Consider the following 22,759-nt stretch of genomic DNA (forward strand, 5'->3'; position numbering starts at 1 on the left):
TCTGTGCCGGTCAGGAGGTGCGCGGCCGGGCCGGCCCGCCGATCGGGCCGTGGCAGCGGAACGCCGATGGCGGGCTGTGCCCGGTGGGGTGCCCGCGGTCAGGCGAGCAGCTGCTGCAGTGCGGTGAAGCTGCGCTGCGCGGCGCCGAACGAACCCGGCGGGTTGGGCTGGGTGTTGGGAGCGGTGTCCTGCTCCCAGACGCCGACGTGGCTGCCGCGGGCGCCGATGTCCCGGATGAACTGCTGGTACGGCAGGACGCCGGCGCCGAACTCGACGATGGAGTAGCCGTCCGCCCCCGTGCTGGCGGCGCCGTCCTTCATGTGGAACAGCGGGTAGCGGTAGGGCTGGTTGCGCACGTAGGCCGCGGGGTCGAAGCCCGGCCAGCGGTGCTGGCCCACGTAGGCCCAGTACACGTCCATCTCCAGGTAGACGTAGCGCGGGTCGGTGTTGCGCAGGAAGACGTCGTACAGCCGGACCGACGGCTGGTCGGTGGCGAAGGCGAACTCGCCGGCGTGGTTGTGCTGGTAGAGCTTCAGACCGCGGGCGGCGGCCGCCTGCCCCCAGGTGTTGAACTCCTCCGCCGCGGCGAGGTAGCCCGCGACCGTGTTGGAGTTCGACGGCGCGTTGGCGGTGCCGACGTGAGGCATGCCCAGGATCTGCGCCGCGTCGAGCTGGGCCTGGAGGTTGGAGCGCAGGTCCCCGATGCCGACGTGGCTGCCGATCGCCTTCAGACCGTTGTCGTCCAGCAGCTGCCGGATCTCCTGGAGCGTGATCTGCCGGCCGAGGATCGAGGTGTTCTGGGTGTAGCCCGCGAACTCGATCTCCTTGTAGCCGATGCGTGCCATCTCCTCCAGGACGACCCGGAAGCCGAGCGAGGAGACCTTGTCACGGACGCTGTAGAGCTGCAGGGAGATGCGGTCCTTCGGGATGGACAGGATGCTGGGCGCGGCGGAGGCGGCCGGTGCCGTCGCGGCGCCGACGACGGAGGCGGCGGCGAGCGCCACGGTGGTGCCGGCGGTGGCCCGCAGGAAGTCTCTGCGGTCGAAGGATTTGTTCAGGTGGCCCACGGTCACTCCTTGGTGGATGCGGCGAAGAAGAGTGGGGTGTGACGTGTGCGGTGGTGCGGAGCGCTTTCCGCCCGTGGACGGAGTGGGGTCACAGCCCGGTGCCCGCGGCGGCCGCCGCGGCCTCCGCCTGCGCGGTACGCTCCGCCACCTTCGCGGCGAGGTCGGCGCCGCGGTCCTGCGGGGCCGCCTTGGCCGCACGGGCGAGTGACGCCGAGGGGGCGGTGGTGGTCGCGGTGATGCCGCCGCGGACGCGGGCCAGTTCGCCCACCTGGAGTGCGGGGCTGTTGTCGCTGGCGATGAGCTTGCCGCGGACGATGGTGTTGTCCAGGATCGCGTTCGCGTTGTTGTCGGTGACCGCGAGGTCGCCGCGGAGGTAGGTGGCCTGCGCGCAGGAACTGAGCGGGCCGTCGCCGCCGAGCTGGAGGGTGTCGGAGTTGTTCCGGTACGCCGTGTCGCCCTCGACCTCGCTTGCGCACAGGACACCGCCGAGCGTGTTGGCGCTCACGGTGAGCGTCGTGCCGACGGTGGTGTCGTAGACGTCGGTGTAGAGGTTCGCGTCGCCTGTGACGGCGCCGGAGACGGTGGTGCCCGAGATGTACAGCTCGCCCGAGGAGGCTCTGACGTCTCCCTTGACCGTGGAGTCGACGCTGTACAGGAAGCCGTCGACGGCCGAAATGCCGCCGTTCGCCGCGGTGTTCTGCACGTGGACGCCGAAGGCTCCCTGCTGGGTCACCGCGCCCTTGACGCTGCTGTCGGTGATGTCCAGGTAGGCGTTGTTCCCGACGGCGACGGTGCTGCTGAAGGTGACGCCCTTCGCCACGAGGTCGGCGCCGGCCTCGATCGTCACCGTGCCCTTGACCTTCGTACCGGTCAGCGTGCAGGACGCGCCGGCCGGTACCACGAGGGCGCCGCTCACGGTGACGGCCCCGCCTTCTCCCACACAGGTCGTCGTGAGCGCCGCCTGCGCGGGCGCCGCGATCGTGACCAGCCCGCCCGAGGCCACCAACGAGACTGCGACGAGGTAGGAACGGATCTTCATGGGGCTTCCCTTCTGCTGCGTTGACGGCCGCGACGACATGCCGCGGCCGGGAACCCCCGCCAGGGCGGGGTGCTGCGGAGTGCGGGACAGCTGTGACGAGGTGGAGCCGCCGCTCGCGGCGGGTGGGAGGTCAGCTCTCGTCGGCGGTACGGACGCGTCACATATGGCCCCGGCGTGCGGGGCGGGTGGGTAGCAAGGCCGTACTGGCGTTACATCGACGCAACATCGTGTGGATCGGCTGGAACGCTAACCAGGGTCCCCAGTGCTGTCCAGAGCTTTGGACGGAGTCGGCAGAATCTTTTTGGCGAACCGTCAAAAGATCGCCGACATCCGTGAAATGAATTCAATGAAATGTTGGATAGCGCCTTGACAGGGGTGACGCTCTGCAGCACGCTCGTGACGCTGCGCCAACTGCCACCACGACAGCTCTCGGTCTGCTCGGTCTGCTCGGTCTGCGGACCGGATCGGACCGGCCGTACCCACCGGAGGCGCGACCGTGTTTTCCCCTTCGCCGATGCCGGCCTTCCTGACCGGTCAGGCCTGGTCGTGGACTGCCACGACGTAGCCGATCCGCGCCTGCGGTCCCCGTGCGGTCGTCGGCACGCCGCCGATGGGAACCCTCTGCTCGGCGCGGAGGGATGAGGAAGTGGCCGCCCTCGTCCACGTCACGGCGATCGGCGGCCACGGCGGTGTGGAGGGGGTCCACTTCGTACGGGCGGCCGCGGCGCCGAGGTTTCCGGGACGCTCACCGGGCCGTCCGCCCTGCAAGAGCAGCTGGTAGCAGCTCTCCCGGCCCACCACGGACGCGAGCGGGGCGGCGTTCGCGCTCCCGCCGGGGTCACGATCCTCCGCGTTCCGCCACCGGACGCCGGAAGCACTCGCCGTCGCTCAGCTGATCAGCCGGGCCGGGGCGGTGGCCGCGTGCATGAGGACCTCCAGTGGCCCTCGCCGGAAGATCCGGGTCCAGGCGTGGGCCAGCACCATCGCTGCCGCGGCGAAGGAGAGCAGGACCGGCAGAGCGGCGGAGTCGGGCATGTCGTCGACGCCCAGGACCTTGATGGCGATGATGTGGCCGACGTACGCGGTCAGCGAGATCGAACCGACGGCGATCAAGGGCGTGGCCGCCCACCGCACGCGTGCCGACCGCTCGACCACGGCCAGGCACATGGCCAGCACCAGGAGTGCGATCCCCGTGTTGCCGAGGATCGAGAACGTCGTCTGGCTGTGCGGGGCGGCCACCAGCAACCAGGAGGGTGTGTCGACGACCTGGTCCCCGTAGACCCCGGACAGCGTGTCCGACCACCAGGCCGAGGCGGCGGGTGCGCCGTCCGCGGCCGCGCTGATCGCGGCCCGCGCGCCCGGAGCCAGGTGCAGGGCCAGCCAGGAGCCGCCGTAGCCGAGCAGGGCCAGTGCCGCCCCGCACACGGCGACCTTCGCGCGCACGCCGGGCCGCCGCAGGTCGAGCCGGGCCACGGCCATCCCGGCGATGAGGAAGGACATCCACGTCAGCACCGGGTAGTCCCCGGTGACCAGCAGCTCCAGAAAACCGTCCGAGCCGGTCAGCCGGGCCAGCGGGTCGTGCGCGATCACCGCGTCGCTCCAGCCGCCGTTGTCGACGGCGACCCGCAGTACGTACAGGATCTGTGGCAGCACGAGCGCGGTGGCCGCCGCGACCAGCGTCAGCGTGCGGGCCCGCAGCCGGTGCAGGGGCAGGACGAAGACGAAGGCAAGACCGTAAGAGGAGAGGATCACGTCGATGGACGTGCCCAGGTCCGTCAGCAGGTACCCGAGGACGATGAGGACGACGGCGCGGATCAGCACCCGTCCCACGGCCTGCCGGCCCGCCCGGCCGGCACGCGGCTCCGGCCGGCCGGTGAGCAGGACCAGGGAGAACCCGGCGAGGAGGGCGAACAGCGCGGAGGACCGGCCCCGGGCCAGCTCCATCACCCAGCCGAGCGGGCCGCCCGCGGAGGGGTCGGGACCCACATGAGCGGCGAACATTCCCAGGATGGCCAGACCCCGCGCGAGGTCGACGCCGATCAGCCGTCCCGCCGCCACGGAGCGGAATCGGGAGCCGGCCTCCGGGACCTTGTCGAGCGATGCCGGAACCTGGGCCGCGCCGGGTGATGCGTGGGTCATGCGCATCAGACTCGCGACGCCACCGGTCCCACGCCATCCGGCAGGTGCCGGGAATTCCCCCGCCAGGCGGCTGTGGCCTCCGCCACGCATACCCGAGACCGTCCCGCCCCCCGCCGGTGCACGGGCCACCCCTGCCTGCGCGGGAGCTACCGAGTGGTGAAAGCCGCGTGCTTCCCGCGGCCGGCGCACCGTCGGCGGCTTCCGGTTCGGGGGCGATGTCCGGCCGGGCGCCCTGCCGACGAGTGCACCGTCGAGATGTGCCTGTCGCGTCGTCCCTGTGCAGTCGGCAACCCGTCCCGGACCGGGGCCGGAACATCGTAGTGGCGGCGAAGGTTCTCGCCGGAGCTCAGCGGACGGTCCAGCCGCGAAGGGTCACGGCGATCTCCTCCACGATGACCTTGCCGGCCTCCACGTCGCGGACGAGAGCGGCTGCGACCTTGGGCTGGTAGTCCAGGCTGTGGCCCTGCAGGGTCAGGAATCCGACGGTGCTCACCCACGCGAACTGCAGGTTCGAGTGCTCCAGGGAGGGCAGCCGGGCCAGGGTGTGCAGCAGCGCGGCCGCCTTGAGGTAGACGGAGCCGTACACGTCGCGTTCCATGGCGCTGGCTTGCACGCGGGCCACCGCGGCGTACAGCGGTCCCAGCTCGTGCACCTGCGGGTCGCCATCGATCTGCTCGGCGGCATGCAGCAGGAACGGCACGTCGATGCGGTGGATCACGCGGCGTTCCCGTGACCGGCCTCGGCGCCGTCCAGCTCGTCCAGGCGGCGGCGCGCGGCCTGAGCGGCGGCGCGCCGCTCGGTGTCGGGCTCGTTGTCGCCGATCTCGGCGAAGGCATCGCGGGTGTAGTCCCCGTGCCGCTTGGCAGCCTCGAGGAAGACCCGCTCGACGGCGGTGGCGCGTTCGTAGGCGGCGGAGAGCACGTAGTCCTGCATGCTCATGTCGGCTGCCTTCGCGGCCGCGGCGATGGCCGCGTACTGGTCGGGGTCAGGGAAGCGAAGGCTCATGGCCTTCTTCTCTGTTTTCTCTGATGCCGTCATGGTAGCCACGGTATCACTGGTATCCACAGTGAGTGGCAGCTTGCCGTTCCCGTCGGCGGCCGGGTTCCCGCCGGCCGCAGCGTTTGCCGGCGGCAGCTGAGGTTCTGGCTTCCGTTCGTCTGGATGGATTCCTGGGGTCCGTGGACATGGGCGGTCGGGGGCGGGGCAGGCAGGTCGCCTGCCGGCCATCGGTTACTGCCCGACGTCGCGATCAGGCCTCGAAGTTGAGTCGACCCGAGCGAAACGGCTCGACACGGTGGGGCACGCCGCCGAAGCCTGCCTCGGTGAGGGCTTCGGCGAGGCCCGGCAGTGCCGCGATCCGGACCACGAGGGCCGGATCCACCTCGATGCGAGCCAGGTCTCCGAGGTCGCGGACCCGAAGGTCCCTCATTCCCCGCACCCCGGCCTCGGCCGCCAGCGCCCTTACCGCCTTCTCCGCGCGGTCGATGCGTGCCAGGCGGTAGGAGGTGACCTCGATGCCGTGGCGGACGCGGCTGGCAAGACAGGGAGTCGCGGGTTTGTCCCAGGTGGGCAGCGACCAGTGCCGGCTGAGGCGGCGCACGTCCGCCTTCGTCAGGGCGGCGTCGAGGAGCGGTGTCCGGATGCCGCGTTCCCGCCCCGCGCGGATGCCCGGACGGTGCGGATCGGCCGCGTCGTCGGCGTTGGTGCCGGTGGCCACCAGGTCGAAGCCGTGCTCGTGTGCGAGCGCGGTGATGGTGTCCAGCACCTCGGACTTGCAGAAGTAGCAGCGGTCGGGCCCGTTGGCCCGGTAACCGGCTTGGGACAACTCATCGGTGCGCGGCGCCAGATGGACGATGCCGAGGTCGTCGGTGAGATGCCGCGCGCGGGAGAGCTCACCGTCGGCCAGACTCTCCGAGACGGCGGTGACGGCCAGGACGCGCTCGGGCCCGAGAGCCCGTGCGGCCGCGGCGAGGACGAGGGCGGAATCGGCGCCGCCCGAGTAGGCGACGGCGACGGGGCCGCCGAGCGCGCGCACGCGGTCCAGGAGCCGGCGCTCCAGGACGTCGTCAATCGTCACTGTTCTCCTCCTGGCTCGTCACCGTTGCCGGTCCCCGGCTCAGACGCAGTGCGCGCGCGGCGACGGCGCGCAGGGGCAGACCCAGCGCGCCGGCCGCGGCCGCCAGGTCGTCGTGCTCGGGCTTGGCCGCGTACGGACCGTGTTTGATCCGGACGGTGTGTCCGTCGACGTCGACGGTCTCGAAGGCGCGCGGCAGCGTGGTGCGGGTCGCACCGACGCGCCGGATGCCGAGCGTGCCGGTCTCGGCCAGGACCAGGTCGCGCAGCCGCCGTTCGTGGTGCGGGGTGGTGAGGACGTGGAGGACCTGCGCGGGCCTGCCCTTCTTCATCACCGCGGCGGTCGTCCAGGCGTCGAGGGCACCGGCGTCCAGCGCGCGGGCGATGACGTGCCCGAGAAGCTCTCCGGTGACGTCGTCGAGATTGGTCTCCAGGACGATGACCGCCTCGTTCGCCGCGTCCGGGGCGGCCGGCGCCGCGGAGCCCAAGGTGACGGAGACGACGTTGGGCCGGTCGGGCAGGCGGCGGGTGCCCGCTCCGTAGCCGGTGGGGCCCAGTGTCATGGGCGGCGGCGGGCCGTAGCGGGCGGCGACGGCGTGCAGCAGCGCGGCGCCGGTGGGCGTGACCGTTTCCCCCGGCAGGTCGGTGCCCCGGACGGCTGCCCCGGCCAGCAGGGCGAGGGTGGCCGGAGCGGGGACGGGCAGGACGCCGTGCGCGGAGTTGACCTCGCCCCGGCCGAGTGGCAGAGGCGAGCTGACGACGTCGCTGACGCCGAGGGCGTGCAAGGCCGCGGCGCTGCCGACGACGTCGACAAGGGTGTCGTGGCCGCCGAGTTCGTGCAGATGGACGTCGGCAGGGTCGGCGTCGTGCAGTCGCCCCTCCGCCTCGGCGACGGCGGTGAGGGCGGCGACGGCGAGGGCCGCGACGGGACGTGGAGCGGCCCGGGAGGCAAGCTCGACCATCTCCGCGGCGCGGCGCTCGGTGTGGGGATCGGTCACCTCCACGCGTACGCGCGTGGCGGCCAGTCCGTGGTCGGTGACGCGTTCGGCCGTCAGGCCCCAGCCGGTCAGGCCGGTGGCGGCGATGGCGGCCCGGATCCTGTCGAGCGGTGCTCCCGCGTCGATCAGGGCGGCCAGCAGCATGTCGCCGGCCAGTCCGGTGAACGGGTTGATCCAGCAGATCATCCGGTGTCCTCGCGACCTGCCGCCGGGCGGGACCGAGCGATGCGGTGGACCGCCATGGCCGCCGAGAACCCGGAGTCGATGTTGACCACGGTCACCCCGGCCGCGCAGGAGGCGTGCATGGCGAGCAGCGCGGTCACACCCTCCAGCGAGGCGCCGTAGCCGGTGGAAACCGGTACCGCCACGACGGGGGCGCACACCAGTCCGCCCACGACACTGGCCAGGGCGCCTTCCATGCCCGCCACGACGATCACCGCGTCGGCGGACTGCAACAGGCCGCGCACCTGCAGGACGCGGTCGAGCCCGGCGACTCCCACGTCGTGCACGACCGTTGTGTCCAGACCGATGGCCGAGGCCACAGCGATGGCTTCGGCGGCCACCGGACGGTCGGACGTCCCGGCGGCGGCCACCACGACGGAGAAGCGCACGGAGGCCGCCGGCCGCCAGTGCAGCAGCCGGGCCTCCTCGTCGTACGCGCCGGCGTCCACCCTCTCCAGGACCGCCGCCGCCGTTTCGGGGGCGACGCGGGTGGCGAGGACGGGCCCGGAGTTGTGCTCCAGGAGGCCGCCGACGATGCCGGCGATCTGCTCCACGGTCTTGCCGGGGCCGTACACGACCTCGGGCAGTCCCTGCCGTGCCTCGCGACCGATGTCGAGTCGCGCGTATCCCAGGTCCAGTACCTCGTTCACGGCCGGGCCCCTTCCACGTACGGGATGGTCTGCGGACCTTCCGGCAGGACGCACAGGCGGGCGTCCGGACCCGCGGCGGCCAGCGCCTCGGCGACGGTGGCGGAGATGTCGTGGGTCTGCTCCAGGTGCGCGGTCGCCAGTTCCGCGTCGCTGAGGAAGGAGGTGTGCATGATGACCCGGCTGCCCGACTGGATGCGGGCCTGGATCTGCACCTGCCACTGGTCGGGAACCGTCTCGGCCCGCGCGGTGATCTCGGCGAACAGCGCCTGGGGGGACGGGGCGGAAGCCAGAACCCGGCGGTAGGCGCCGTGGTCGGGGAAGCCGTCACGGCACTCGGCCGCGCACACGATCGTCCCTCCGGGCCGGACCACCTGGTAGGCCGCCGACATGCCCTTGACCGCCTGGTACAGGTTCTGGTCCAGCGGATGGCCGGAGTTGGTGGTGACGACGACGTCGAACGGCGCCTCCACCGGGCGCATCGCCATCCGGGCGGCCGTGGCCGTGGCGGCGGCGTGCATCGGCAGCAGATCGCCGCCGAACGCGGCGACGACGTCCTTGTCCCGGTTGAGCACCACGTCCAGGGCGAAGGTGACCCCCGTGGCCTGCGCGATGGCGCGCACGTCGTCGTGGACCGGGTTCCCACGGGTGATGCCCCAGGTGGCGCGCGGATCGCCGATGCGGGCCGCGTCGTGCAGCACGAGCACGGTCTCCAGTGCGGCGAGCCCGGGCGCGACGAGTTTCGGGCCGCCGGAGAAGCCGGCGAAGAAGTGGGGTTCGACGAAGCCGGTGGTGATCCGGACGTCCGCCTCCACCCATTCCCGGTTGAGCCACACCGGTACGCCGTTGCCGTGCCTGCCCATCCATGTCAGCTGCCCGGCGTCGCGGGCGTCGTGGTTGACGATCCTCACCGTGTCCACGGTGTCGTCGCCGAACATCGCCCGCAGCTCGGACTCGTCGTTGCCGCGGTGGGTGCCCGTCGCCACGAGGATCACGACGTCCTCCCGGCGGACGACGCCGTCGAGTTCGTCCAGGACGGCCGGGATCATCAGGTGCCGGGGCTGCGGCCGGGTGCCGTCGCATGCCGAGATGGCCACCGTCTGCCCAGGGCGCACCCTCTCGCGCAGTGGGGGCCCGGCGACCGGGTCGCGCAGGGCCGCGCGCAGGACGGCCGGCTGGTCCGCGGCCGCAGCGTGGTGGACGGGCTCGACGACGGTCGTTCTCCGCGGATCCACCTCGATGTCCAGCCCTGACCGCCCGTAGGCGAGACGTACCTTCATCGCGCCCCCTCCGCGGCCCTTCCTTCGCCGGGGCGCCCTCGGCGATGCACCTCGCCCAGGCGATAGGCGCGTTCCGCCGTCGCGCCGAAGACGTGGGAACGCTCCATCCCGGTCAGGCCGGCGGTCAGTTCCTCCGCGGCGCCGACGACCTCCTCGTACGAGGCGGCCAGCAGGCATACCGGCCAGTCCGAGCCGAACATCACCCGCTCCGGGCCGAAGGCGTCGAGGACCACGTCGGCGAAGGGGCGCAGGGCGGCCACATCCCACTCGTGCCAGTCGGCCTCGGTGACCATTCCGGACAGCTTGCAGAACACGTTGGGCAGCGCCGCCAGTTCGCGGATCGACGAGGCCCAGGGCCGCAGTTCGCCCGCGGCGATGGGCGGCTTGGCCAGATGGTCCAGGACGAAGGTGAGTTCCGGCAGCTCCCTGACGGCGGCGACGGCCGCGGGCAGCTGCCGCGGAAGGACGAGCAGGTCGTAGGCGAGGCCGGCCTCCGCGACCGTGCGCAGCCCCCGATGCACGTCGGGCCGGGTCAGCCAGCCCGGGTCCCGCTCGGCCTGCACCAGGTGCCGGATGCCCACCAGGAGGTCGCCGCCGGGCGACGCCCGCAGGGCGTCCAGCGTGCCGGTGAGACCGTCCGCGGTGAGGTCGGCCCAGCCGACGACGCCGGCGACCCTCCCCGCCGACGAGGCCAGAGCCAGGAACTCCGTGGTCTCGTCGGCGTCGGGCAGGACCTGGACCAGGATCGTCCGGTCGATGCCCGCCGCCAGGGCCGCAGGTGCCAGGTCCTCCAAGGTGAAGTCCTGGCGCACCGGGGCCATTTCGGGTGCGTCGAGCCATGCGTGCACGCGGCGCCGCGGCCCGGGACCGCTGCGCGGGGAGGGGGAGGGCGGAGGCGCCGGTGCCGGCCTCCAGATGTGGTGGTGCGCGTCGATCCTGCTCATCGCCTGTCCCGTTCCAGGGCGTCGAGTTCCGCCCACAGCTCTTCGGGGATCGTCGCGGAGGTGTGCGCGACGTTCACGGTGACCTCCTGCGCACTGCGCGCCCCGACGACGACACCGGTGACGGCCGGGTGCCGCAGCGGGAACCGCAGCGCCGCCGCCGCCAGCGGGACGCCGTACTCGGCGCATCGTTCCTTGAGGGCGAGCGCGTGGTGCAGGACCTCTTGGGGAGCCGGCGCGTAGTCGTACATGGCGTCGGGGGCCAGATTCGCGAGGATGCCGCTGTTGAACACACCGCCGACCAGGACGCCCACCCCGCGTTCGGCGCACGCGGGCAGCAACTCGTCGGCCGCGCTGTGGTCCAGCAGGGAGTAGCGGCCTGCCACGAGCACGCAGTCGAGGTCGGTCTCGGTGACGAGGCGGGTGAGTATCCCCGTCTGGTTCATGCCCGCGCCGATCGCCCGTACGGCTCCCTCGTCGCGCAGCCGTGCCAGTGCCGGGTACGCGCCGGTGACGGCCTCCTCCCAGTGCTCGTCCGGGTCGTGGATGAGGACGACGTCGAAGGCGTCGAGGCCGGAGCGCTCCAGGCTCTCGGCGAGTGAGCGGTAGACGCCTTCGGCACTGTAGTCGCGGACCCTGACGAGTCCGGGGTCGCCGTGGAAGGCCTCGTCTCCCGGTGCGGATGCGCCGGGTACGAGCAGCCGGCCGACCTTGGTGGACACCGTGCATTCCGCGCGCGGATGGCCCGCTCCGGTGAGGAAGGCGCCGAGCCGCTGCTCGGCGAGCCCGGCACCGTAGTGCGGGGCGGTGTCGAAGTACCGGATCCCGGCCCTCCAGGCGGCGTCGAGTGTGTCGGCGGCCTGCCGTCCGCCGACAGCCGAGTACAGGCCGCCCAGCGGAGCGGTGCCCAGCCCGATGCGGCTGACGGTCACGCCGGAGCGTCCCAGAGGAACCCGTTCCGCGTACCAGGGGCGTTCGGTGGGGATCATCAGGCCCGCCCGAGGACGTGCCGCCGACGGCCGGGCCGGTCGATGTCCGCCTCGGCCACGTCGCGGCCGTTGCCGGACGGGAAGACGCCGTCGATGCCGGCGGCGCGCTGTGTCAGGTCGTGGGCGACGCCGTCGGCGTCGAGGGCGGGGGGACGTTCGAAGCCCGCCGGGCCGACGCGCGGGAAGATCATGGGGTGCTCCTCGCTGATGGCACGTGCCCGCCCGCGGACGGCGGGTCCTCGGGCCGGCCACGGGGTGGCGATGAGATGTAAGGTCAATGCCGCGGGTCGGCGGCGTCGCCCGGGACGCCGCCGTTCGGTTCCAGGTGCTCGCGCAGCCACTGCTCGGTGGTACTGACGTGCAGGAGGGCGGCCGCCTGGGCCAGGGGGGCGTCCCCGGCGGCCAGCGCCCGGTGGATCGCCTCGTGTTCGGCGACCGTGCGTGCCGCGGCGTCGTCGTCGACCAGACCGCGCCAGACACGGGCACGCAGCGTCCGGCCGGAGATCCCCTCCAGCAGGGTGGCGAGGGTGGCGTTGCCGGTGGCCGCGATGACCGCACGGTGGAAGGCGGCGTCGTGCTGGTTGAGCTGCTCCACGTCGTCCCGGGCGGCCCGCATCGCGTCGAGATGCCGTTCGACCTCCGCCAGCCCCTCGGCCGAGATGCGTGTGGCGGCGAGCCCGGTGGCGACCGGTTCGAACAGCCGGCGCACCTCGGTCAGCTCCAGCAGGGTGTCGCCGCGCAGCAGTTCCACCGCGGACCCGATGCTGCTCAGCAGCAACTCGGGTTCGAGGCTGGTCACATATGTGCCGTCCCCCCGGCGGATCTCCAGCACCCGCGCGACGACCAGCGCTTTCACCGCTTCCCGCATCAGGTTGCGGGACAGCCCGAGTTCGGATGCCAGTTGCTGCTCGGGCGGGAGCTTGGCACCCGGTCGCAGCTCGCCGGAGTGAATGAGGTCCCTGATGCGGTCGATCGCCTTGTCGGTCAATGACATCCGTCTGCTCCCTGATGGTTGCCCGGGCGGCGGCAGCGTAGCAATACATCCCATCGCTGCAAAAGAGATGGGATGGCTTGCAGTTGGGTCCAGATCCAAGTGCACCAGCTATTGGCTGGTCAGATGGTGTGCCTGAAACCTTTGCCTTCCGGGGGTATGGACACCGGGACGGGTCGACCCTATAAATCCATCCAATGTCCGAGCCCTGCTGTGGCTGTATGGACATCTCGTTGACACATGAGGATGGGTGGTTGCGATGATGCCGGGACAGCACCGGAGCCTCCGAGCCGGAAGTGCCGGAAGCCATGCCTGACCTGATCACCGCGGTCGAGGCGGTGGACGTACGGTTCCCGACCTCGCGCGAACTCGACGGCTCCGACGCCATGAACCCCGAGCCCGACTACTCGGCCGCCTATGTGACCATCCGTACCAGCGCCGGGGACGAGGGGTACGGGCTCGCCTTCACCGTCGGCCGCGGCAACGACGTGGAGGTCGCCGCCGTACGGGCCTTGGCCCCGCTGGTGGTGGGACTGCCGGTGGCGGAGGTGCTCGCCGACCTGGGCGGCTTCTCGCGGCGCCTGACCGGCGACAGCCAGCTGCGCTGGCTCGGCCCGGAGAAGGGGGCCATCCACATGGCCGCCGCGGCCATCGTCAACGCGGTCTGGGACCTGTACGGGCGCCGCACCGGAAAGCCGGTCTGGCGGCTGCTGGCCGAACTCTCCCCGGAGCAACTGGTCGACCTGGTCGACTTCCGCTACCTCCAGGACGCCCTCACCCGTGACGAGGCCCTGGAGATCCTGCGCCGCGCCGAGCCCGGCCGCGCCGAGCGCACCGCGCGCCTGCTGGAGCACGGCTACCCGGCGTACACCACGACCCCCGGCTGGCTCGGATACGACGACGAGAAGCTGGTGCGGCTGTCCAAGGAGGCGGTCGCCGAGGGCTTCGGCCAGATCAAGCTGAAAGTCGGCGCCGATCGCGAGGCGGACGAACGCCGCATGCGGCTCGCGCGCGAAGCGGTCGGCCCGGATGTCAGGATCGCCGTCGACGCCAACCAGGCGTGGGGGGTCCAGCAGGCCATCGACTGGATGGCGTCACTCGTGCGCTACGACCCGTACTGGATCGAGGAGCCGACCTCGCCGGACGACATCCTCGGCCACGCCGCCATCCGCAGGGCGCTGGCGCCGGTCAAGGTGGCCACCGGCGAACACACCCACAACCAGGTGATGTTCAAGCAACTGCTCCAGGCGGGCGCGCTCGACGTGCTGCAGCTCGACGCCAGCCGCACCGCGGGAGTCACCGAGAACGTCGCCATCCTCCTGCTGGCCGCCAAGTTCGGCGTCCCGGTCTGCCCGCACGCCGGCGGGGTCGGGCTGTGCGAGATGGTCCAGCACCTGGCGATGTTCGACTACGTGGCCGTCTCCGGCACCACCGAGGACCGGGTGATCGAGTACGTCGACCACCTGCACGAGCACTTCACCGACCCGGTGCGCATCCGCGACGGCCGCTACCTCGCGCCCCTGGCTCCCGGCATCAGCGCCGAACTGCACTCGCGGTCGCGGGAGGACCACCGCTACCCCGACGGCCCCGTGTGGAGGGGGGAGACCGGCAGATGAGCGCGCCCGAGTTCGCGGGCCTGAAGGCCGTGGTGACCGGCGGCGCCTCCGGTATAGGCCTCGCCACCGCCCGTCTGCTGGCGGTCCGTGGGGCCCGCGTCGCCTGCCTCGACCTCACGCCTGAGGTTCCCGAACCGCTCATCGGGATCAGCGCGGACGTCGCCGACGACGCGAGCGTCCGGGCGGCCGTCGAAGAGGCCGCGCGGCGGCTCGACGGCATCGACGTCCTGGTCAACAACGCCGGGATCGGCGCCCAGGGCACGATCGAGGACAACACCGACGACGAGTGGCACCGGGTCTTCGACGTCAACGTCCTCGGCATGGTCAGGGTGACCCGCGCGGCGCTGCCCCATCTGCGCCGTTCCGGCAGCGCGGCCGTCGTCAACACCTGTTCCGTGGCCGCCACCGCCGGGCTGCCCGACAGGGCGCTGTACTCCGCGACGAAGGGCGCCGTGCTCGCCCTGACCCGGGCGACCGCCGCCGACCTTGTGCGCTCCGGCATCCGCGTGAACTGCGTCAACCCCGGTACCGCCGACACACCGTGGATCGGCCGCCTGCTCGCCCGCGCGGCCGACCCCGAAGCCGAACGCGCGGCCCTCCGCGCACGTCAGCCCATGGGCCGCCTCGTCACCGCGGACGAGGTCGCCGCTGCCGTCGCCCACCTCGCGAGCCCGTCGTCGGGCTCCACCACCGGCACCGCCCTCGCCGTCGACGGCGGCATGGAAGGCCTGCGGATCCGCCCGCGTACCTGACCACGGCCCGCTTCCCCCGACTCGCCGCGCCGGCACCGCCCCCACACCCGCCGGCGCCCGGCATCCGACACGTCCTCGCGACCCACCGGCAAGGAGAACGAGCAATGAAGCTCAGATTCACCCGGCACGCATGCTTCGCCGGCCTCGGCGCCCTGACCGTCCTCGCACTCACCGCCTGCGGCGGCTCCGGACCAGCGCCGGGCGCGAGCGGCGGTTCGACGGTGATCGGGGTCGACTACCCGCGCTCCGACACCGACTTCTGGAACTCGTACATCAAGTACACGCCGGAGTCCGCGAAGGAGCTCGGGCTGGAACTGAAGACCACCAACTCGCAGAACGACGTCGCCAAGCTCACCGCCAACGCGCAGACCTTCATCAGCCAGGGCGTGAAGGGCGTCGCGATGGCACCCCAGGACACCGCGGCCATCGCGCCCACGCTGGCGCAGATGGACGCGAAGAAGATCCCGGTCGTCACGGTGGACACCCGGCCGGACACCGGCAAGGTCTACATGGTGGTCCGCGCCGACAACCGTGCCTACGGCGAGAAGGCCTGCCAGTTCCTCGGCACCAAGCTGGGCGGCAAGGGCAAGGTCGTCATGCTCCAGGGCGACCTCGCCTCGATCAACGGCCGCGACCGCACCGAGGCCTTCAACGCGTGCATGAAGAAGAACTACCCCGCCATCAGGGTCTTCGGTGAGGCGACCAACTGGGACGGGGCGCTGGCCGCTCAGAAGCTCCAGACCGACCTGACCGCGCACCCCGACATCAAGGGTGTGTACATGCAGTCCAGTTTCGCGCTCGCCGGCACCCTCCAGGTGCTGAAGCAGAAGAACCTGCTGGTGGGTCCGGAGGACAAGAAGCACGTGTTCATCGTCTCCAACGACGGGATCCCCGAGGAACTCAAGAACATCGGCGAGGGGAAGATCGACGCCACCGTCTCCCAGCCCGCCGACCTCTACGCCAAGTACGCGCTCTACTACCTCAAGGCGGCGATCGACGGGAAGACGTTCAAGCCCGGCAAGACCGACCACGACAGCACGATCATCCAGGTGCGCGACGGTGTGCTGGAGGACCAGCTCTCCGCCCCGCTCGTCACCGCGGACGGCGGCACGTACGGCGGGGTTCCCAGCCTCAAGAGCGACGACTCCTCCCTGTGGGGCAACAACCTCGGCTGACCGGAAGGGCGATGCACAGCATGGTTACGGCTCCCCCCGTCGCCCAGGCGACGGGGATAACGAAGCGGTTCGGGCCCACGGTCGCACTGCACGACGCCGGGATCACGATCAGGCCCGGCGAGACGCACGCGCTCGTGGGGCGCAACGGGGCGGGCAAGTCCACCCTGGTCTCCGTCCTCACCGGACTCCAGGCACCGGACGAGGGATCGGTGACCTTCGGTGGCCAGCCGGCTCCCCGGCTCGCCGAACGGGACGCGTGGCGGCAGCGGGTGGCCTGTGTCTACCAGAAGTCCACCATCATCCCCCAGCTGACGGTCGCGGAGAACCTCTTCCTGAACCGGCACGGTCGCGGCCGGGGCGGCCTGATCAGCTGGCGGACGGTCCGCGCCAGGGCCCGGGAGGTCCTGCGGACCTGGTCGGTCGACGTGGACGTGCGCACCCTCGCCGGGGAACTCGACATCGAGCAACGGCAGTTCGTGGAGATCGCCCGGGCGCTGTCGTTCGGCGCACGCTTCATCATCCTCGACGAGCCGACCGCACAGCTGGACGGAGCCGCCATCAACCGGCTGTTCGCCCGGATCCGGGACCTCCAGCAGCAGGGAATCACCTTCCTGTTCATCAGCCACCACCTGCAGGAGGTCTACGAGATCTGCGACACGGTGACGGTGTTCCGCGACGCCCGGCACATCCTCACCGCTCCCGTGGCCGAACTGCCCCGTGCCGAACTGGTGGCCGCCATGACGGGCGAGGGCGCCGCCAAGGGCGGCGGGCCATCCCGCCGCCCCGTCGCCGCCGGGTCCCCGACGGTGCTTGCGATGGAAGGCTCCGCCGTCGAGGGCGCCTACCACGACGTGTCCTTCCGGATCCGCGGCGGGGAGATCGTCGGTCTCGCCGGCGCGGCGGGCAGCGGCCGTACCGAGGTCGCGGAGACGGTCGTCGGACTGCGGGCCGCCGACACGGGAACGGTGCGGATCGCGGGGGTGCGCCCACGGCCGGGCAGCGTACCGGCGGCCCTGCGGGCAGGGGTGGGTTTCGTCCCGCAGGACCGCCACCAACAAGGCCTCGTGCCGGAGATGTCCATCGCGGACAACGGGACCCTGACCATCCCCGAGCGTCTGGGCCCACGCGGGCTCATCGACGGCCGCCGCCGCGACGCCTACGCACGCTCCATGATCGAAAAGCTGGCGATCAAGACACCGGGGCCCCAGCTGCCCGTCGCCGGGCTCTCCGGAGGCAACCAGCAGAAGGTCGTCATGGCACGGGCCATGGCCAACGACCCGAAACTGCTGGTGCTGATCAATCCGACCGCCGGCGTCGACGTGCGGTCCAAGGAGTTCCTCCTCGGCAAGGTCGAGGAGATCGCCGAGTCCGGCACCGGGGTGCTCATCGCCTCCGACGAACTCGACGACCTGCGTACCTGCGACCGGGTCCTGGTGATGTTCCAGGGGCGCGTCGTGGCCGAGAAGGCCGGTGACTGGCACGACCACGAGCTCGTGGCCGCGATGGAAGGAGTGGACCTCGATGTCTGAGAGCGCGACCGCGGCCTCCGCGAAGAGCCCGGACGGCGGGCGGCCGGACACCGCGAGCGAGCCGCCGGCCACCGGGGGAGGAGGGGAACGCAGGATCGCCTTCGCGCGGCTGCGCGACCTGGCGCTTGTTCCCGCGATCATCGTCATGGCGATCGTCGGACAGCTCGTCAACCCGGTGTTCCTGCAGGCCGACAACCTCATCAACGTCCTGCAGACCATGTCCGAGATCGCACTCCTGGTCCTCGCCCAGACTCTGGTGCTGATCGTCAAGAAGATGGACCTCTCCCTGGAGTCCACCGTCGGGATCGCCCCCGGCGTCGCGGCCTGGCTCACCGTCCCCGCGGGCGCCACGCACGGCCTCGGTCTGCTGCCCGGCGGATGGTCCGTGCCCGTCACCCTGGCGGTCGGCCTGCTGATCGGTGTGGTCAACGCCCTGTTCATCATCCGGTTCGGGCTCAACGGCTTCATCGTGACGCTCGGCATGCTGATCGTGCTGCGCGGCGTCCTCACCGGCATCTCCGGCGGCCAGACCTTCTTTCAGCTGCCACCGTCGATGCTCTACCTCGGCACCGCCCAGTGGGCCGGCATGCCCGCCTCGGTGTGGATCTGCCTGATCCTTTTCGCCGTCGGGATCGTGGTGCTCGGCTTCACCAGCTTCGGCCGCTCGCTGTACGCGATCGGCGGCAACGTCGACGCGGCCAAGGCCGCGGGCATCCGCACCGACCGGGTGCTGTGGACCGTCATCGTGGGCGCCAGCGTTCTCGCCGCGCTCAGCGGCCTGCTCCTGTCGGGGCGCCTGGCCTCGGTGGCCTCCGCCCAGGGCAACGGCTACATCTTCACCGTCTTCGCCGCCGCGGTCATCGGCGGTATCAGCCTCAACGGCGGCAAGGGAACCATGTTCGGCGCCTTCACCGGCATCCTGCTCCTGTTCATGATCCAGAACGTCCTCACCCTCGGCGGCGTCCCCGCACAGTGGATCGGCGCCCTCAACGGCACGATCATCCTCATCGCCCTGGCGCTGTCCCGCATCACCGGGGGCAAGGTCCAGGACTAGGCCGTGTCGTCGTCCGGCCGGACCGGACGACGACCGAGCCGGGACCACAGGCCTTCGCGAGGACCGGGTCCGTTCTCCGGCCGAGGACGACCAGCGCGGGCGGCGGCTCTGCCGCCCGCGCGTACAGCCGCGCTCGCACCACCGGGGGCACGCGCCCTCCCATGACCGGCCCACACCCGCGACAGAATGGATTGGCACACCCATGGAACGAAGAGAGTTCCTCGTCGCCTCCGCAGCCGCGTCCACCGCGCTCGCCGCCGGCCTCCCGGCCGCCGAAGCAACCGCGGCCCCGCAGCCCGCCCCGGACGCGCCGGGCGCTCCCCCCGGCAAGCCCTCCCCCCTCACTCTGTGGTACGACAAGCCCGCCGGGCAGTGGCTGGAGGCGTTGCCGCTCGGCAACGGCCGCCTCGGCGCCATGGTGTTCGGTGGCGTGGAGACCGAACAGCTCCAGCTCAACGAGGACACGCTGTGGGCCGGGGGCCCGTACGAACCCGCCAACCCCCAGGGCCTGGCCAACCTCGCGGAGATCCGGCGCAGGGTCTTCGCCGGGGAATGGAACTCCGCCCAGAACCTGATCAACTCCTCCTTCATGGGCATCCCGGTCGGCGAGCTGATGTACCAGACCGTGGGCAACCTGCGGCTGACGATCCCCGGCACGGGCGAGGTCAGCGGCTACCGGCGGGATCTGGACCTCGAGACAGCGGTCGCGACCACGACGTACACGCGCGGCGGAGTCGCGTACCGGCGGGAGGTCTTCGCCAGCCACCCCGACCAGGTGATCGTGGTTCGGCTCACCGCCGGCACCCGCGGCGGTCTCTCCTTCACCGCGGCCTTCGACAGCCCCCAGCAGTCCCTGACGGAGTCCCCGGACCCGATGACCGCCGCGCTGGAAGGGACCGGGCAGACCCGCGAGGGCGTCACCGGCCAGGTCCGCTTCCGCGCCCTGGTCCGCGCCCACGCCGAGGGCGGCACCGTACGCAGCGAGAACGGCACGCTCGCGGTGACCGGGGCCGACGCGGTGACCCTGCTGGTGTCCGTCGGCACCAGCTACAACGACTACCGGGACGCCTCCGGCGACCACCGTGCCCGCGCCGAGCGCCCGCTGAACGCCGCCGCCGGCACTCCGTACGGGCGGCTGCGCTCCCGGCACGAGTCCGACCACCGTGCGCTCTTCCGCCGGGTCACGCTCGACCTCGGCACCACGGAGGCGGCCGACGCGCCGACCGACCGGCGGGTCGCCGCCTTCACCGAGGCGGACGACCCGCAACTGGTCACCCTGCACTACCAGTACGGCCGCTACCTGCTCATCGCCTCCTCCCGCCCGGGCACCCAGCCCGCGAACCTCCAGGGCATCTGGAACGACCAGCTCTCACCGCCCTGGGACGCCAAGTACACGATCAACATCAATACGGAGATGAACTACTGGCCCGCGCCCACCACCAACCTCCTGGAGTGCTGGGAGCCGATCTTCGTGCTCCTCGACGACCTGGCACAGGCCGGCCAGAGGACCGCACGGGTGCAGTACGGCGCGGACGGCTGGGTGGCCCACCACAACACCGACGCCTGGCGCGGGACCGCGCCCGTCGACGGCGCGTTCTGGGGAATGTGGCCCACCGGCGGCGCCTGGCTGGCGAACTCCGTATGGGAGCACTACCGCTTCACCGGTGACCGCGAAGCCCTGCTCCGCCGCCTGCCCGTGGTCGAAGGAGCGGTCCGCTTCTTCCTCGACTCACTCGTTCCCGACCCCGGCACGGGACACCTGGTCACCTGCCCGTCGGTGTCGCCCGAGAACGCCCACCACGGCGGCGTGTCGGTGTGCGCGGGCCCGACCATGGACAACCAGATCCTGCGCGACCTCTTCGACGGCTACCTCGCGGCCTGCGACGCCCTCGGCGTCACGAGCCCGTACGCCGACCGGGCGCGGGCGGCCAGGGCCCAGTTGCCGCCCATGAGGATCGGCGCCTTGGGACAGCTGCAGGAGTGGCAGCAGGACTGGGACGCGGGAGCCCCGGAGCGCCAGCACCGCCACGTCTCCCACCTGTACGGCCTGCACCCCAGCAACCAGATCACCAAGCGTGGTACACCGGAGCTGTTCCAGGCCGCCCTGAAAACGCTGGAGATGCGCGGGGACGCCGGCACCGGCTGGTCCCTCGCCTGGAAGATCAACTTTTGGGCGCGTGCGGAGGACGGCGCCCGCTCCTACAAGCTCCTCACCGACCTGCTCACGCCCGACCGCACCGCGCCGAACCTGTTCGACCTCCACCCGCCGTTCCAGATCGACGGCAATTTCGGCGCCACCGCGGGTGTGACCGAGTGGCTGCTCCAGTCCCACGCCGACGAGGTCCATCTGCTGCCCGCACTGCCGCCGGAGCTCCCGCAGGGCCGCGTCACCGGCCTGCTCGCCCGCGGGGGCCTCACGGTCGATCTCACCTGGCGCGACGGCGTGCTGTCCCGTGCCCGCCTGAGGGCGGGGCACGGCGGCACCGTCCGGCTGCGCACCGCGGCCCCGGTCGCGGTGCACCGCACCGGCCCCCCTGCTCAGTTCGCTGTGGAACGTCCGGAGAGCACTCTCGCCGTCTTCGAGGCCACGGCAGGCGGCGACTACGTGATCACGCCGCGCTGACACCGCGGGGCGCCGCCCGCGCAGGGCCTCCCGACGGGAGCCGGCACGGGCGGCGCACCAGCGGCGAGGGGCTGGATCCCACGTCGGGGCTGTCACCCGCACCTGCACCTGGGGCTGTCGTCCCCGCTCGAACGACTCGTATTCCGTGAAGAGGTCGTGCGGCCCCTGGCCACGGCGGACACGGACCACGGCCCCTTCGCGGAGTTGCTTCGCGAAGGGGCTCACGTCTGTTGCCGGCGCCCGCACCTCGAACGGTCTGCCGCCGTTCGTCCGGCAGCGCGGGCCACAACAGGAGGCGTGCGAACTCGCGGCCGTCGGCGTGCTTCCGGGTGGCCGTCGACCCGGTAGCTCGCACGCCGCCACCGAGACGGCCACGCGACCAGGTCGCACGCCCCACGCCCTGGATCGAGGCGTGCGCAGGCGAGGGCGCGCTCTGCTCGCCGCCTGGCCGGCCCGTGCGGCGAGCACATATCTCTGCGGCCGACGGAAGCCCTGTCGTCGGCCTCGTCTACCGTGCGGTCGTCACTCGAAGACGATGACCTGGCGTCCGACGACGTCGCCGCGTCCGAGGGCCTCCAGGTTGTCGTTGATGTCCTCGAGCCTGACTTTGGTGACGTTGTGCTTGACGAGTCCGGCTTCGGCGAGGGAGAGCACCTCGACCAGGTCCAGGTGGTTGCCCCAGAAGGAGCCCATGTAGGTCAGCTCCGTCCCCACGAAGGGGAACTGCCTGTGTTCGACGTGGTGGCTCATGAGGCCGACGGCCGCCAACACGCCCTCGGGGCCGAGCAGGTCGAACCCCATCGAGATGGACGCGTTGCTGCCGACGCAGTCGAGGATGGCGTCGATCGTCCTGCGGCCGGTGAGCTGTTCCAGTTCGTCCTGGATGGCTTCGGTGGACTTGTCGCGGACGTTGATCCCGTGGTCGGCGCCGTTCTCCTTCGCCACGTCCAGCTTGCCGTCCTTGCGGGCGAGGGCCACCACGGTCGCTCCGCCGCCGAGGAGCTTCGCGTACTGGACGGCGTAGCTGCCCAGGCCTCCGATGCCCGTGACGGCGACGATGCGGCCGGGGCCGAGCTTGCCGGTGTCCCGGAGCTTGCGCATCCCGCGGTACGGGGTCATGCCCGCGTCGGTCATCGGGGCGAGAAGTTCAGGTGACTTTGCCGCGTTCTCCGATACGGGGATCGCGTGGCGGCATTCCACGGCCATGTACTCGGCGAAGCCTCCGGGAGGTCCGAAGCCCACCCACCTGCCGTTGCCGCTGCACAGCTGTTCGTTGCCCTCCCGGCACTGGCGGCATGTGCCGTCGCCCCAGCTGGGGTTGACCACGACCATGTCGCCCTCGGAGTACCCCACCGACTTCGGTACGGCGCTGCCCAGGCCGGCCACCCGGCCGGTGACCTCGTGGCCGGGGATGTAGGGGAGGTCCACGGGGAACGGGCCCTCGAAGTAGCCGTTGAGGAGTTGGTAGTCGCTGCGACACATGCCGGTCGCGGCGACCTTCAGCAGGATCTCGTCCGGGCCCGGGTCGGGCATGGGGACTTCTTCGATTCGCAGGGGCTCTTTGTATCCGTGCATCCGAGCTGCTTGCATCTGCATAGGGGTGCCTCGCTTTCGCCGGCAAGCA

At 71.5% G+C, this 22,759-nt stretch carries 21 protein-coding genes and 1 pseudogene; 7 read left to right on the plus strand and 15 right to left on the minus strand.

Annotation, left to right across the window (positions count from 1 at the left end; all coding sequences use genetic code 11):
• Nucleotides 1–98: 98 nt before the first annotated feature.
• From PV342_RS28850 to PV342_RS28915, 14 genes are all read right to left on the minus strand, one after another.
• Nucleotides 99–1,067 (minus strand): sugar phosphate isomerase/epimerase family protein, encoded by a 969-nt coding sequence (locus PV342_RS28850; protein WP_386992753.1) that lies wholly within the window; start codon nt 1,065–1,067, stop codon nt 99–101.
• A gap of 88 nt (nt 1,068–1,155) precedes the next feature.
• On the minus strand, nt 1,156–2,106 hold the full coding sequence (locus tag PV342_RS28855; protein WP_500319230.1) for a hypothetical protein: 951 nt from the start codon (nt 2,104–2,106) through the stop codon (nt 1,156–1,158).
• A gap of 534 nt (nt 2,107–2,640) precedes the next feature.
• The gene (locus PV342_RS28860) at nt 2,641–2,907 is read right to left on the minus strand and encodes a hypothetical protein (RefSeq protein ID WP_500319231.1); all 267 of its coding nucleotides are present in this window, start codon (nt 2,905–2,907) and stop codon (nt 2,641–2,643) included.
• 87 nt (nt 2,908–2,994) lie between these two features.
• A complete protein-coding gene (locus PV342_RS28865; protein WP_400805017.1) occupies nt 2,995–4,245 on the minus strand; it encodes a DUF418 domain-containing protein in 1,251 nt (416 codons plus the stop codon).
• 346 nt (nt 4,246–4,591) lie between these two features.
• On the minus strand, nt 4,592–4,963 hold the full coding sequence (locus PV342_RS28870) for a fic family toxin-antitoxin system, toxin component (RefSeq protein ID WP_329190579.1): 372 nt from the start codon (nt 4,961–4,963) through the stop codon (nt 4,592–4,594).
• On the minus strand, nt 4,960–5,283 hold the full coding sequence (locus PV342_RS28875) for a hypothetical protein (protein ID WP_392612334.1): 324 nt from the start codon (nt 5,281–5,283) through the stop codon (nt 4,960–4,962). Before PV342_RS28875 ends, PV342_RS28870 begins: the two co-directional genes overlap by 4 nt.
• Before the next feature lie 211 nt (nt 5,284–5,494).
• Entirely contained in the window at nt 5,495–6,322 is an 828-nt protein-coding gene (larE, locus tag PV342_RS28880) for an ATP-dependent sacrificial sulfur transferase LarE (RefSeq protein ID WP_400805018.1), read from the minus strand.
• Nucleotides 6,312–7,502 (minus strand): nickel pincer cofactor biosynthesis protein LarC, encoded by a 1,191-nt coding sequence (larC, locus tag PV342_RS28885; RefSeq protein WP_400805019.1) that lies wholly within the window; start codon nt 7,500–7,502, stop codon nt 6,312–6,314. The genes larE and larC overlap by 11 nt, the downstream gene beginning before the upstream one ends.
• The gene (larB, locus tag PV342_RS28890; protein WP_400805021.1) at nt 7,499–8,188 is read right to left on the minus strand and encodes a nickel pincer cofactor biosynthesis protein LarB; all 690 of its coding nucleotides are present in this window, start codon (nt 8,186–8,188) and stop codon (nt 7,499–7,501) included. Before larB ends, larC begins: the two co-directional genes overlap by 4 nt.
• Nucleotides 8,185–9,465 (minus strand): nickel-dependent lactate racemase, encoded by a 1,281-nt coding sequence (larA, locus tag PV342_RS28895; RefSeq protein WP_400805023.1) that lies wholly within the window; start codon nt 9,463–9,465, stop codon nt 8,185–8,187. The genes larB and larA overlap by 4 nt, the downstream gene beginning before the upstream one ends.
• Complete coding sequence (locus PV342_RS28900; protein WP_500319232.1) at nt 9,462–10,409, minus strand: amidohydrolase family protein; 948 nt, start codon at nt 10,407–10,409, stop codon at nt 9,462–9,464. Before PV342_RS28900 ends, larA begins: the two co-directional genes overlap by 4 nt.
• Nucleotides 10,406–11,395, minus strand: a complete 990-nt coding sequence (locus PV342_RS28905; protein ID WP_400805027.1) for an aldo/keto reductase — start codon at nt 11,393–11,395, stop codon at nt 10,406–10,408. The genes PV342_RS28900 and PV342_RS28905 overlap by 4 nt, the downstream gene beginning before the upstream one ends.
• Nucleotides 11,395–11,586, minus strand: a complete 192-nt coding sequence (locus PV342_RS28910) for a hypothetical protein (protein ID WP_400805029.1) — start codon at nt 11,584–11,586, stop codon at nt 11,395–11,397. Before PV342_RS28910 ends, PV342_RS28905 begins: the two co-directional genes overlap by 1 nt.
• An 83-nt stretch (nt 11,587–11,669) precedes the next feature.
• Entirely contained in the window at nt 11,670–12,389 is a 720-nt protein-coding gene (locus tag PV342_RS28915) for a FadR/GntR family transcriptional regulator (protein ID WP_500319235.1), read from the minus strand.
• A 305-nt stretch (nt 12,390–12,694) separates the two neighbouring features.
• On the opposite strand from PV342_RS28915, the gene PV342_RS28920 reads away from it, so the two are divergent.
• The 7 genes and pseudogenes from PV342_RS28920 (at nt 12,695) to PV342_RS28950 (ending at nt 21,135) form a co-directional block, all read left to right on the plus strand.
• On the plus strand, nt 12,695–14,002 hold the full coding sequence (locus PV342_RS28920; protein ID WP_500319237.1) for an enolase C-terminal domain-like protein: 1,308 nt from the start codon (nt 12,695–12,697) through the stop codon (nt 14,000–14,002).
• Nucleotides 13,999–14,754 (plus strand): SDR family NAD(P)-dependent oxidoreductase, encoded by a 756-nt coding sequence (locus PV342_RS28925; RefSeq protein WP_400805031.1) that lies wholly within the window; start codon nt 13,999–14,001, stop codon nt 14,752–14,754. The genes PV342_RS28920 and PV342_RS28925 overlap by 4 nt, the downstream gene beginning before the upstream one ends.
• Before the next feature lie 104 nt (nt 14,755–14,858).
• On the plus strand, nt 14,859–15,929 hold the full coding sequence (locus tag PV342_RS28930; protein WP_400805032.1) for a sugar ABC transporter substrate-binding protein: 1,071 nt from the start codon (nt 14,859–14,861) through the stop codon (nt 15,927–15,929).
• A 101-nt stretch (nt 15,930–16,030) separates the two neighbouring features.
• Nucleotides 16,031–16,408, plus strand: a pseudogene (locus PV342_RS28935) (ATP-binding cassette domain-containing protein); the annotation flags it as partial.
• A complete protein-coding gene (locus PV342_RS28940) occupies nt 16,406–17,458 on the plus strand; it encodes an ATP-binding cassette domain-containing protein (RefSeq protein ID WP_500319258.1) in 1,053 nt (350 codons plus the stop codon). The pseudogene PV342_RS28935 and the gene PV342_RS28940, both read left to right, overlap by 3 nt.
• Entirely contained in the window at nt 17,451–18,512 is a 1,062-nt protein-coding gene (locus PV342_RS28945; protein WP_018557521.1) for an ABC transporter permease, read from the plus strand. The genes PV342_RS28940 and PV342_RS28945 overlap by 8 nt, the downstream gene beginning before the upstream one ends.
• Nucleotides 18,513–18,714: 202 nt before the next feature.
• Nucleotides 18,715–21,135, plus strand: coding sequence for a glycoside hydrolase family 95 protein (locus PV342_RS28950; protein WP_500319239.1), 2,421 nt, complete (start codon nt 18,715–18,717; stop codon nt 21,133–21,135).
• 522 nt (nt 21,136–21,657) lie between these two features.
• Here the strand turns inward: PV342_RS28950 and PV342_RS28955 are convergent.
• Nucleotides 21,658–22,668 carry an NAD(P)-dependent alcohol dehydrogenase gene (locus tag PV342_RS28955; RefSeq protein WP_449705982.1) on the minus strand — a complete coding sequence of 337 codons (1,011 nt, stop codon included), beginning with the start codon at nt 22,666–22,668 and terminating at the stop codon, nt 21,658–21,660.
• Nucleotides 22,669–22,759: the final 91 nt, after the last annotated feature.

It is taken from the genome of Streptomyces sp. PA03-3a (assembly GCF_033792735.1).
Classification (GTDB): Bacteria; Actinomycetota; Actinomycetes; order Streptomycetales; family Streptomycetaceae; genus Actinacidiphila.